Source organism: Aquicella siphonis, assembly GCF_902459485.1.
Taxonomy (GTDB): Bacteria; Pseudomonadota; Gammaproteobacteria; order DSM-16500; family DSM-16500; genus Aquicella; species Aquicella siphonis.
In genome coordinates this window covers 1081133-1093374 of the sequence record NZ_LR699119.1, presented here as the reverse complement: position 1 = coordinate 1093374, position 12242 = coordinate 1081133, and the positions used below count along the sequence as shown (strand labels likewise).

14 protein-coding genes are annotated in these 12242 nt (G+C 43.0%); 5 read left to right on the top strand and 9 right to left on the bottom strand.

Annotation, left to right across the window (positions count from 1 at the left end; genetic code table 11):
- Window positions 1-31: 31 nt before the first annotated feature.
- The gene (locus AQULUS_RS05150; protein WP_148339023.1) at window positions 32-1498 is read left to right on the top strand and encodes an FAD-dependent oxidoreductase; all 1467 of its coding nucleotides are present in this window, start codon (window positions 32-34) and stop codon (window positions 1496-1498) included.
- A 15-nt stretch (window positions 1499-1513) separates the two neighbouring features.
- On the opposite strand, the gene AQULUS_RS05145 is transcribed toward AQULUS_RS05150, so the two are convergent.
- Together AQULUS_RS05145 and AQULUS_RS05140 are read right to left on the bottom strand one after the other, a co-directional pair.
- Window positions 1514-2260 carry a class I SAM-dependent methyltransferase gene (locus AQULUS_RS05145; RefSeq protein WP_148339022.1) on the bottom strand — a complete coding sequence of 249 codons (747 nt, stop codon included), beginning with the start codon at window positions 2258-2260 and terminating at the stop codon, window positions 1514-1516.
- Between the two features lie 133 nt (window positions 2261-2393).
- A complete protein-coding gene (locus AQULUS_RS05140) occupies window positions 2394-2795 on the bottom strand; it encodes a heavy metal-responsive transcriptional regulator (protein ID WP_148339021.1) in 402 nt (133 codons plus the stop codon).
- Window positions 2796-2870: 75 nt separating this feature from the next.
- On the opposite strand from AQULUS_RS05140, the gene AQULUS_RS05135 reads away from it, so the two are divergent.
- A complete protein-coding gene (locus tag AQULUS_RS05135; RefSeq protein WP_148339020.1) occupies window positions 2871-3629 on the top strand; it encodes a hypothetical protein in 759 nt (252 codons plus the stop codon).
- A gap of 71 nt (window positions 3630-3700) precedes the next feature.
- On the opposite strand, the gene AQULUS_RS05130 is transcribed toward AQULUS_RS05135, so the two are convergent.
- On the bottom strand, window positions 3701-4579 hold the full coding sequence (locus AQULUS_RS05130) for an alpha/beta fold hydrolase (RefSeq protein WP_172622746.1): 879 nt from the start codon (window positions 4577-4579) through the stop codon (window positions 3701-3703).
- A 304-nt stretch (window positions 4580-4883) separates the two neighbouring features.
- Here AQULUS_RS05130 and AQULUS_RS05125 point away from each other — a divergent pair, with 304 nt between their 5' ends.
- Window positions 4884-5741, top strand: coding sequence for a hypothetical protein (locus AQULUS_RS05125; protein WP_148339018.1), 858 nt, complete (start codon window positions 4884-4886; stop codon window positions 5739-5741).
- A gap of 65 nt (window positions 5742-5806) precedes the next feature.
- Here the strand turns inward: AQULUS_RS05125 and AQULUS_RS05120 are convergent, their stop codons facing one another.
- Together AQULUS_RS05120 and AQULUS_RS05115 are read right to left on the bottom strand one after the other, a co-directional pair.
- Window positions 5807-6658 carry an Lpg0189 family type II secretion system effector gene (locus AQULUS_RS05120; protein WP_148339017.1) on the bottom strand — a complete coding sequence of 284 codons (852 nt, stop codon included), beginning with the start codon at window positions 6656-6658 and terminating at the stop codon, window positions 5807-5809.
- 114 nt (window positions 6659-6772) lie between these two features.
- Window positions 6773-7258, bottom strand: a complete 486-nt coding sequence (locus AQULUS_RS05115) for a GNAT family N-acetyltransferase (RefSeq protein WP_148339016.1) — start codon at window positions 7256-7258, stop codon at window positions 6773-6775.
- A 317-nt stretch (window positions 7259-7575) separates the two neighbouring features.
- Between AQULUS_RS05115 and AQULUS_RS05110 the strand changes: the two genes are divergently transcribed.
- Together AQULUS_RS05110 and AQULUS_RS05105 are read left to right on the top strand one after the other, a co-directional pair.
- On the top strand, window positions 7576-7722 hold the full coding sequence (locus AQULUS_RS05110; RefSeq protein ID WP_172622745.1) for a hypothetical protein: 147 nt from the start codon (window positions 7576-7578) through the stop codon (window positions 7720-7722).
- Window positions 7723-7761: 39 nt separating this feature from the next.
- Window positions 7762-8514 (top strand): MerR family transcriptional regulator, encoded by a 753-nt coding sequence (locus tag AQULUS_RS05105; protein WP_148339015.1) that lies wholly within the window; start codon window positions 7762-7764, stop codon window positions 8512-8514.
- Window positions 8515-8597: 83 nt separating this feature from the next.
- On the opposite strand, the gene AQULUS_RS05100 is transcribed toward AQULUS_RS05105, so the two are convergent.
- The 4 genes from AQULUS_RS05100 to AQULUS_RS05085 form a co-directional block, all read right to left on the bottom strand.
- On the bottom strand, window positions 8598-9521 hold the full coding sequence (locus AQULUS_RS05100; protein WP_148339014.1) for a putative glycoside hydrolase: 924 nt from the start codon (window positions 9519-9521) through the stop codon (window positions 8598-8600).
- A 259-nt stretch (window positions 9522-9780) separates the two neighbouring features.
- On the bottom strand, window positions 9781-10530 hold the full coding sequence (locus tag AQULUS_RS05095) for a hypothetical protein (protein ID WP_148339013.1): 750 nt from the start codon (window positions 10528-10530) through the stop codon (window positions 9781-9783).
- A 311-nt stretch (window positions 10531-10841) separates the two neighbouring features.
- Window positions 10842-11039, bottom strand: a complete 198-nt coding sequence (locus tag AQULUS_RS05090; RefSeq protein WP_148339012.1) for a hypothetical protein — start codon at window positions 11037-11039, stop codon at window positions 10842-10844.
- A 164-nt stretch (window positions 11040-11203) separates the two neighbouring features.
- Complete coding sequence (locus AQULUS_RS05085) at window positions 11204-11905, bottom strand: response regulator transcription factor (RefSeq protein WP_172622744.1); 702 nt, start codon at window positions 11903-11905, stop codon at window positions 11204-11206.
- Window positions 11906-12242 lie beyond the last annotated feature (337 nt).

Here is a 12242-nt window from a genome sequence, read left to right as displayed (position 1 = left end):
TCACACCAGGCTATTGAAAGGTAAAGTACATATGGCATTCAGATTTCCCCTTAAAATCATCGCCAGCATTATTCTGATGGCCGTTTATAGTATATCGCTTGCCTATGCACAGGCGGCGCGGCAAAAAATGGCTGAAGAACATCAAAAGGTCATTATCATTGGCGCGGGCATTGCCGGTTTGTCTGCCGCAAAAACATTGACTGACAATCACGTTCCCTTACTGGTCCTGGAGGCAAGAAACCGTATTGGAGGTAGAATCCACACTGTGTACCCCTGGGGCATCGGACTGGATTTGGGCGCATCGTGGATTCATGGAATAAACAATAATCCCATTGCCCAAATAACCCGCGATCAAAACATTGCAACCGTTCCCACCCACTACAGTGATAGCCAAATGGAGAATAAACTCGCTTCATTCACGATATATGATGAAAACAAAAATAAATTGTCAGCGTCGCAAATCCGTCAGCTGGCTGCGCAGATAAAACAGTTTGAAAACTTCATTTCAGGCAATCAGGACAAGTTCAGAAATTTGTCTATTGAAGATGCCTTCGTCTCATTTACAAAGGCCCATCCCATGAACAGGCAGTCCCGCCGCTTGCTGCATTATATCATCACGAATGTTTATGTATTTGAATTCGCCAGCGATCTGCAGACTCTGTCAGCCCGGGCTGATGCACCGTATAAAAACTCCACTATATACGGCGATAATGTTATCTTTCCCTATGGGTACGGCCAGATATTGCCCAAACTGGTACGGAACATTCCGATAAAGCTCAACCAGACAGTGAAAAAAATCGTCTACGGACATCATGGTGTCATCGTGGAAACACAAAACAGAAAATACCTGGCAGATAATGTCATCATCACTGTGCCGTTGGGTGTGTTAAAATCCGGGGCCATTACGTTTAACCCGCCGCTTCCCCCTAATAAACAGGTGGCCATTAACCAGCTCCGCATGGGTGTCTACAACAAAATCTATTTGTTTTATGATTCTCCATTCTGGGACAAGCAGAGTGAATGGATAGGTTTTTTGCCAAACGGCGATGAAACAGCGAACATGCTGGATATCATGAATCTCTATAAATTCACAGGCGTGCCCATTCTGCTGGTTTTCACCGGAGGCAGCTTTAGCAAACAGATGGAGCAAAAAAATGATATGCAAACGATTGCCATGATCACAACAGTATTGAAAAAGCTTTATGGCAGCCACATCCCGCAGCCTTCATCTTATGTTATCACGCGCTGGCACAGTGATCCGTACAGCAAGGGCTCATATTCCTATATACCCAAAGGAGTTGATGTCAATCAATATCAGCAATTGGCGGCACCCGTAGCGTCACGCTTGTTTTTTGCTGGCGAAGCTACTGCTGTTAACGCGCCTTCCAGCGTGCACGGCGCCTACCAGTCAGGCATCCGGGCTGCCAACGAAGTCCTGGCCGTTCTGTTAAAACAAAACGATAAACGTCTGAATCACCTCCCCAAACCGGCAGGTTGAAACGCATCCATTATTTTATTTTCCGGCCACAAACGTCATATGATTCGATCCGTTGATCACACGCTCGCGATAGATCAGATTTTTGAAACCATGTTTTTCCAGCATATACGCGGCTTCATATTGATAATACCAGTTGACGCGCATGATTTCATTTTCCTGGGCGATGAGCTTATCATTGACATGCTTAGTATAGGTATTTTCATTAATATAATACTGTTCATATTTATGAGCCGTGTTGACAGACCTGACCGTAATAGTCGTTCCGTCATGAGCGGCAACACTACGCTCATACGATTCCACTTGCGCATGTTCACACAAGGCTTCCCAGGGAACAAACAAATCGAGCACCAATTTGCCGCCGGGCAGCAGCATGTCCCTGAATTTATCCAGCGCCGATTCAGCTGACGCGCGCGGATAAATCAGCTGAAATGAGCCGACAGGTATTACAATGCCGCTGTATCGCCGCTCCACAGCCATGTCTTCTATTGATGATTCAATCAGGACAGGACGCAGGCCGTATTCCAGCGCGCGTTTTTCACAGTTATCCAGCATGGACCTGGAGTTATCCATGCCATGAATCTGATAACCACCACGCATGAGCGGGATCAGCAGACGGCCAGACCCGCACATGGGTTCCAGGATCAAATCACGGTTTGTAAAAATTTGACGATAAAACGCCGTCTCTTCGGTGGAAGCATATTGCTTGTCCAAATCATAAAACTCCGCACACAGCTTGCCATACATCATATTTTTCACTTTCATAAAGAGCGTCTAGCCGCCCCAGGTGAGGTCTAAAATTGCTTGATCCTGCCATGAATATAAATAACATAAACAGTTGTTTTGAGCGTATCCACGGCGCGCTCATCATGTGTCCGGAAATCGTATTTCTCACGCATTAGCGGCGGGAAAGGGATTTCAAAATTGGGCAGTCAGAAACCGTCTGCGTACCATCACAAGAAACATTGAGTTTTTCGAGCACGGATTTCACGCTCAAAAGTGACCGGATCTTTTCATCAACCATTTTGATTTTCTTGTCCATGATGATTTTGACATTTTTGGAACTGGAATTGGACGTTGATTTCAACTTGATAAGCTCCATGATTTCCGCCAGGGCAAAGCCGGCAGTTTTGGCATTCTGAATGAAATGAAGAAGCTCCATTGTTTCAGGAGAATAATAGCGGTAGCCGGATTCTGTGCGCCGAGCCGAGGGTATCAACCCGACTTTTTCATAATATCTTAGCGTCACCGTACTCATTTTGGCCTGTTTTGCCAAACGACCAATTGTTAGAAAGCGCATACAAGCTTGACCTTAACCTAAAGGTAAAGGTTTATTCTAGCACGGTTGTCAAAATTATCCAAACAGGAGACATTTATGCATAGCCATCATCATCAACAAACAACTGATCAGCCTGAAGTAACGCTCTGGAAGAGTATATTGTCAGCCGTGCCTGTCGTGGGAGCATTTGTTAATCCTGCGCATCACACCAAGGCGGAAGCACTTGACCAGGCATTAAGTGATACCGCCAGTCTGAGCGGCCAAACCTTAGCCATGTATACTTTTCCGGCTCAACTGACAAAAAAATTTCCTCATGTAAGCAATGACATGCAAACACAAATGCAGGTTCAAATGGGAACTGAAATGGCATTACGCATGTGGATAGGCGATGTCCTGGGCAGAGGAGCATACAGCATTGCATCCAAGCCGGTTAAAATGCTCATAAAATCCATGGACAGTGACAGCTTTTCCAAGGAGAAATGGAACAGACTGGCCCTGGAGCTCGGGCAATTGCTGCCTCTTATCGGCCCTTACCTGGGCAAGCAGACCTGGAAGGAATCACTGACACAAGGCACCGTACAAAATATCGAATATATTGCCATGCTCACGGGCGGAACAATCATGATGATGTTATCACCGGCCGGTATGGAAACAGACCCCTTAAGCGTTACAGTCAGCACTTCGCTGATGATCGCAGGAATGACTGCAACCATGCTGGCAGAAACATTGTTACACATAGCCATCAGTAAAAGCGCGGCCTATCTGCCGTCATTAACATTCTGGAAGCGGTCAGATGAAAGAAAGCCTTTGCTAACCGAAGAAGCAGATCAGACACTTTCCATTCAGATTGTATAAGCCAAGCAATGCTGTGAGCATTAGGAGTCAGACGGGGCCAGACGCGGCCCCGCCTGGTGTCTTATGGCAATTTAGCTTTTCAAAAACAGCTCAATAATTTCACTCATATATTCAGGGTCTTGAAATAATATCCCGTGCCCAGCACCCTGGATGCGCACCAGCCAAGCTCCGGGAATGGCCTCGGTAATCAACACAGCATTTTGAACCGGAGCCAGGACGTCATCCGTACCGCTTAAAACCATCACTTTGTTTTTGATGCCCGGCAACTGATCCCAGATGCCGGGTCCGGTATTTTCATCTGTGACTGCTTCAGCCTGGGCTTTCAAAGCCGCGCCATCCATTTTTTCCTGCGGCAAACCGCTCACGATCTTGAGATAAGCATCGGCCTGCTTGGCTGCATCTGCGGGAAAGAGCAGCGTTTTTACCGCCACATCGGGAGAAATACTCGGATCACTCAGCATATTGAAATATTTCGGATCAGGGGTGACCGTTTTTTTACCTCCAGCCTTTGCGCCCACAACAATGACGTGATCAAAATCAACGCCGTTATTCGCCGTCATATAAAGAAGCAGACTACCGCCCATTGAAAATCCCAGCATGTCGGGCTTGTGCAGTTTTTGAGCCTTCATGAACGATCGAATCAGGCTGGAAAGCTGCTCCATGCGGTTAGGATAAGCGCCTTGTATAGAAGACTTGCCTATGCCGGGATAATCAAACATGATGATTTCGTGATTTTTGCTTAATTGCTTCAGAAATGCGGGATGCCACATCATCATCGTATCGCCATGCCCCGTCATTAATAATAGCGGCTTGCCGTGACCAAAGCGAAAATAGGATATGCTGGCATTACCCATATTTGCTTTTTTCATGGGGCCATAAAACGTAGGAACCGAACCCGCATAACTGATTGACCCTATGAGCATAAACAAAATTAATAACCAGTTTTTCATGACATGCATCCTTGTGATCAATTCCATTATCATCCCTGAGCACGCTAACAAAGATTTAGTCTCAACGTGAAAAATGCACCAGGCTACTATAAAGTTTATCCGACTCCGCCATGTTTCCCAAGAAAAGATTAGCGCCAGGTTATTGAGTTGACCCCACTTCCGCTCTCTTCCATTTGAAAAATCAAAAATGTAATGCCTGTTTCGGGAATAAAGATGATCCGGCCCGTGCACGACTTCTTAATGCAGTCTTAAGCCGCGCATGATATGATGCCATGCAAATAATAATCAGGCAGATTATCACAGCATGAAACCATTACAAGATACCCGGCAAGACGAACTTCTTCATCATCTCCTGCAGGTCGGCAACGCAGTTAATGAAAAGACCAGACAGGAATCCTTGAAAAAGATCCAGCAGATCGTGATGAAGCTTCAGGATGAAACCGCTATTGCCCGCATGCTGCTGGATAAATATTATCGATCCATCGAAAACCACTCGGAACGTGAAGAAACCGTACAACATCTGAAAAGCAAGCTTCATGCACTTAAATTATTAGGCGACGCGATCAACAGTAAAGATTGCGAACATTTCCTGCAGGCACTTTCTGAAAGCCCCTATAGTCGCCTGAAAAAACATATTGAACATACAAAATATCTCGCCGCCGCAGAGTCATATGAAGCCAAGACCGGCACCCGTCTTCCCAAAGACACAGTCGAAACAGTGAACAATCATACACAATCCGACTCCAGACCACTTAATCCGCGTGCGTCATCATCCGCCAGACCTGATCCCGAGCCCCTCAACCATGACGGCAAACCGCCCGTCTTCATCGACAAAAAAGAATACCAGAATGGCTCAGTCAGCATAATTAAAGGGTTGACGCATCAGCAGATGTTAGCCTTGTACGAAGAAACCCTGGACGAGTTAAAACGCACACATCCAAATGCAAAATTCGATTTTAAAGCAACAGAGAAATCCATACGGATTGAAGCCAAAAGTGAAGATTTCGAAATTTTTACCGCGCTTCATGACCGCAAGATGCGGGAAAAATATGGTGTATTTTTATATTCAACCGCGAAACCCCACCCTCTGCCGTCCAAATATCTTGACTCACAAGATCAAGCTGCGCCTGCATTGAGGCAACCGACAGCTGCCTTCAGTTAAAACCGCCAGCTTTTGAACAATCAGCCTTGGATGCCGCCACCGCGGCATCTACGGCTGTCAATCCATTACAAGCAGTGTCTGCTTGCATATTTTGAGCAGTGATGCGCATAGTACAATCTAAGGAAAGGCGTAAAAATTTTTGGATTCTTATCCATGAGAAATATCAGCTCCGGCTGCAATTCAACGTAATCCGAATTTTTCAGGACACGCTCATAAATCCATCCCGAGGTGAAAAACCATTTATCTATAAACGGCAGTATCAAGCCAGGGTCATTAGAATAAAAACGCTGTCTGACATCACTGATCAAATCCGATTGCATGGCGTAATTGCTGGTGAAATAATGACTGGAATTGTCGTGCTGCAACCGCAGAAGCGTGGACGCGTTGCGGCTATCTTCCAAACCGGAATCAATATTCAAGGAAACAATCAATCCCTGAGCATTTTCAACATGAAATGTCGACCCCAATAAATCCCGTCCGTTATGTTGCGCAAGATAGGTTTCCAGATAGGTAATCGCCTCATCATCAAGAGGATCAAAATAACTGTTGATAATGAATTTTTTTGCAAAATTGGTGTTGGGATCGTAAACACAATAATTAATCGTGTTATAAAAAAACCTGTCATAAGTAATATGATCATTGAAAAACTCATCAATTTTTTGAAACACTTCGTCGCAATTCTGCGGCGGCCCCTTCAATTCCGCCTCCATGCGCACAATTTGTGTAGGATAATCTGTTGTCCGCTTCGGCAATGTGGCACGTGCCGCCCCCTCCTTCAGACTGGAATGTTCTCTTATAATGGTATTGGGCGAAAGAGGTCTGGCCATGGCAGTGATTTTTATGGGCTGGTCAATAGCCGCTGCGAAAGCAGGTAATGCAAAAAACAAGGATGCGAATGCCAGTATCTGTTTTTTCATGTCTTAAGTCCTTTTAAGATGGAATAACGTGTGAGGAACTGATTATATCTTTTATTGGTAATAAAAACATCCTCAGGCGGCTTTCTCGGCGATATCCGCATGGATAAAAACCGGTTACAAATACAATTCAAGGTCTATTTCATCACGCACGGGTATTCCATGATCACCTGTCATCCCTATGGAAGGTTTGATTTTTCTGGACACTGCAACCGAGTTGATATGTATGCCGCAGATATGAAAGCCTCTTTTTTGATAAAAGCGCAACGCATCCAGATTATCATTGGTAGTCATTAGATAAATGCGTTGACAACCTCTGTTTCTGGCGACATCTTTCAACCAGTCCAGCATCCTGGTGCCCGTTCCTTTGAATTTGTCAAAAACCTCAAATACGATGATTTCACAATCGCCATCCTGAATTTCATAAAAGAGAAACCCCGCCATTCCCTCCCTGCTTTCAGCTATGATTCCATCCAGGGAGGCAGGAAAATATTTTTTCCCGCGTATGACCAAAGGCAAGCCGCCCCAGTCATCATTCATGCGGCGCTCAAGTCTGCGGGAATCTTCGCTGGTTGCAAATCTGATTGTCAGTGTATCAGCCATACTTGTTTCTTCCTGTAAACAAAAAAATCAATCTGCCTGTTTAATCAAGGATGATGATTGTCGTTTCAGATATCAGCATGCCCAGAATGTCTGTTTTATTTCATGTTATGGAAAATAACCGTGCGAATTATACGCCGCGGTTCAAAATCGCTCAAGGCAATCACAGCTATGACACAAACGCCAATTCCTATATTAGTGATTGATTTATAAATATTTTATACTCTTTATTTGAAATCAAAGCCGCAGCCCATGACAAATAATTGCTTGTCAGCTATGATCTGGCCTGACACTCAATTGACTACTGCAGGAATCCCGGAATGACATATCAAATCACTTATGAAGCTAATCCGCGCAGCAAAGACATTCAATGTTTGAACGATGGAATCATGGCACATGCAAAAAAAATGAAAGACATGCGGCAATTGGATTTTTTCGCATTAAAAGAAATCTTGACTCTCACGTAACGTCATCCCTTATGGTGTTATCGACAGTCAGAGGAAACCATGGCATATACTGTAAAAAAACTTGCAAAACTTTCCGGTGTCAGCATTCGCACCTTGCATTTTTATGATGAAATCGGGCTGCTGAAACCGGCATATTATGGCGATAACCGATATCGTTATTATCAAGAAGAACAACTCTTGATGTTGCAACAAATCCTGTTTTACCGTGAACTTGGTTTTGCTCTTGACGATATACAAAGGATAATTGACAGTGATGATTTCAACCAAATTGATGCCTTGAATTCACACAGACAAGTCCTTGAACGGAATCTTGATCGAACAAAACAATTGATCAAAACTATCGATAAAACCATAGACCATTTGAGAGGTAAGACCACAATGAAAAATGAAGAATTATATTACGGCTTTGACTCTGAACGACAAAAACAGTATGAAAAAGATCTTGTGAAAGAAGGCGTTGTCACACAACGTTTTATGGATGAGTACAGGAAAAAAATCGATAAGTGGAGCCAGGAGGAAAAAGACCGTTTTATCGAAGAAGGCAGGCTAATCAACCAGGATTTAATCCACGCCATTGAAAACCATCTCCGTCCTGATTCAAGCGAAGTACAGACCATCATCAAAAAACATCATGGATGGGTGGGCTGGACACCGACGCGGGAGGGTTATATCGGATTGAGTGAAAAATATCTGACACCCGAATTCAGGCAATTCTATGAAAAGCTGCATCCAGGGCTGACCGAATTTATTGTGGAAGCTATGAAGATATTTGCTAACCGTGAATTATCCTGACAATCATCACGGCGGACCTTGCATTTGACGGTCCGCCGTACTACCGTAATTCTTGCCTTTATCATACATCAACACCCAGCCCATTATTTTTGCGCGGTTTCAGTTTTGGGAAGGTCGGCTCCCCGAATTTTATTGGTTTTCAGGACGTGGAACAAATTGTCATACACATTATTGGCGCTCCATACATACCATCCTGAAACGCCTTTCGCGTCTTCAACCGCGCGGATTTCCTGCAGCAAGTATCGCTGTTTTTCGGCGTTTGAAGTCTTTTTGAGATAATGATAATTCGCTGCCTCTATAAACGCATGCACTTTGAATGGCGGATTGTCATCAAATTGTCTCACCAGCGCATTCAACGAGTTATTGATGGTTTTGTAAGGTTCAGCTGAATATTTTTGATAGGGCCAGAAATGCGACGGATAAACCATAGGATTCACACCATCCACGCTGTCGGAAAACATTTTTATATCCTGGCCGATATGCATGGAGGGGTAATAGCTAACCTCGCCAAATATGTCTATTTCCATTGGCACGCGCTCTGCGTTGATTTTTGTCTTGAACCATCTGATTACCTGATAAACATCCTTGGCATGCTGAGGATTCGCAGGCTGTTTGGAACTATAACGTATATAATCCAGTTGAATGACGTCCGCACCCGCCTTGATTGCATCATAGACTAGTTTGAACTTATCTTCCCAATGCGCTTTCGAACGCACCTGTTGAGCATTGCCGCCATCAGCAAAAACAACAACACGCGTGACATTCTTGATGCCGGCAGCTTTGACTTTCGCAATCGCTGGCGCATAGCGTGAACTGAAATATTCGTGATCAATTACAAAGGTATTAATGCCTGTTGCCTTGGCTTCACGAATCAGATAATCCAGTTTCTGTGGGTTTTCCAAGGTATATTGTGTCAGATAAATACCTTTGTCCCATGCGTATGCCGAAGAAATACCGATGAAAATAAACAATGCGGGAAAGATCAATCTGAGGCAGATTTTCCACATAGCGACTCCCTTTCGGTTGTCATTTATATCTTTAGATTACCACATTTCACCGGCATACCGAATTTGCGCGTGTAACACGAGGATAAATTGAATAATACTATTCGTGAGATATTCATACGAAATTAAGATTACGAAATGATGCGCGCATTAAATCAGGTAATGTCAAAAATATTTCACAGAAAAAATTTTCACAAAATGATATAATGTTTGTTTTCAGATAATCTCTTTTTTTCCACTGCGATATGCGCGAATGGATCCACTATGCGGCTTTCGCACTTTTTAATCCATACACTTCTCTAAACAATACACCGCCCAGGGTGAATGTCATTGGCAGCAGCCATATCATTCCGACTATCAGCATTAAGGCAATCAGAGCAAACAAGCCTACGTGAACCTGACGTAAAAAAATCATTCCTATCATGTTTACAAAATACGGAATCGCCAGCAAGATAAAATACGAACCAATGATTTCCTTCCAGTACAAAATCATATTTCTGTAGGCACTCTCCAGGCCGGCGGAAACATTCGTCTTGCGAATAATGATTAACGGCAAGGCAAAGATAAACAAAGGAAGTGAAAATAAAAATAAGACACAATACAGGGAAACATGAAAAAGCAGGACAATCATATCGTGTCCCGGCGTCAGTGATACAAGCAGGTCAATAATAGTCGCCATTGCTGAATACATCACGATGATATTGAGCAGGCCTGATTGTACGCTTTTGCACTCGGCTTTAACCTGATTGATATCCAACGACATATTTATTGCTTTTCGCACGCCCAAAATAATAGCCGAAACCCAAATGTAAGCTCCAATGATGCCTTCAAAAAAGAGCAGCAAGGAAAATATGGCTTTTGCTCCCGTGAAACCGGTCATTACCTGCGCACCAAACAAAAGCAACGATATCGCGACGGTGACAAGAACCAGCAGCATGGTTAACATATAACGCTTGAATATCAGCCATTTCAACCCCGAAACAAGACGCCAGGATTCTGAAAGCATATCCATGATATTCACTCTTTTGATAGCTTGACTCATATGCATGATTACCCTGTTTATTGTGCACAAAGATTAATTATGGTCATATATTATACAGGCCATCGCGCCCGCAAGCAATCTATTTATTTGTCAGACCAGCACTGAATCAGCTTTAAAATGCTTTTAAGGAGTCTCGTGCGACGGGTTCAAGTTGAACTGGTTGATCAATACGCTGCATCGCATGGTTGCGAAAAAACCGATTTATTCGGACACGAGAGGTACAAGTCATATGAGATGTGGTTGTAAATGGAGTGACCTGATATTGCCTGTTACAATGGATGTCAGCTTTTACCATTGTATATACATAAGACATAAAAATCGGTAGTTACAATCTGTTTATTAAAATCACACCATGCTGCAATCTGATCATCTGTCTTGGTGGCAATGACATCACCTTGTTTGTGTCCTTGTATGCCTGGCGTCATTCCAAAAGCACATGGAATGAATAATAAGAACAATAATATTCTGATGACATTCATGATGGCCTGCTTCCTTGATTTGCGCTTAACTCATCAAGTATTACATCATAATCCTCTAAAAAAGAAAAATCGTCTTCCCAAACAGGTCTCGTACACACCAAACATGACAACGTGAAACATACGCATGAAGATACGCTGAAATATCACACAAATATTGATGGAAATCAGGATAGACAGAGATGATGAAAATTGAGCAGTTTGATGATCAATTGAGCTTTTGTGCGCACCTTGAATTTGGATTTGAGGATATTGATATAAGCTTCAACTGTTCGCTGCGATAAATTCAATGCAGCAGACATTTCCTTGGCCGACTTGCCTTGTAACAACAGCCTGATGCATTCTGACTGCCTGGCTGAAATGGATATCAGATTTCTTCCGGGCAGCTCTGAAATATTGGCATTATCATGACACTTAAGTGTTTGCGTATGATAGGGAACAAAAATTTGCTGTGATTCAGCCTGTGCCAACAATGACTCTCCCTGAGATAAAAAATGATCACAAAATCCCTGCAGGAAATCCAAATTATTAATGCAAAAATTAAGCGCCTGAGGATTGTCTGCAGAAGTGGCAAAACTGAAAAATTCGGTATAATGATCGTATTTGCGGATGAGTGAAATTCCATGATAAATCCTGAAATTTTCCCTTGCCCATTGAACGACCTGCTGATTAGGAAAAGCAGCAAACAAAACAATCTGGTTTTGATACAAATCAGGTTGAGCATCCAGATTTCCAGATAAATAAAATTTGTTTTCCAGAAACGCACTCAAATGATCCGGTGTGGTCGTCAAGAGTACCCGTGAACCGTTTGTATAGGATTTCCTGTAAGTAAACCAGTCGATATCATATTTTTGTAATGGTTTACTCATTATTATCATATCTGGGCTTGAAGTAAGAAAGATGTGATTTTCGCTTAACTGCATGGAGTATTCGGCTTGTCAGATGACGGATAGGTTTGGTCACATTTTATACACATTGCATTTCAAAATCAATATCGCTTTTTTATCGTTGAAATAATTAAATATTTCAATTAGTTATAGTTAATAATTCCTGTATTCTCCTAGAATATTATATCGACCACCTTAACACGCCTAAAAATATGAAAGAATGAGTGTAGAAGTTATTCAGCAGAAATTATTAGCTTATTAATACCAAACTGTTCTGGAGCAAGAAAATGCTCTCAAAGAAATTGCATTGATGACATTT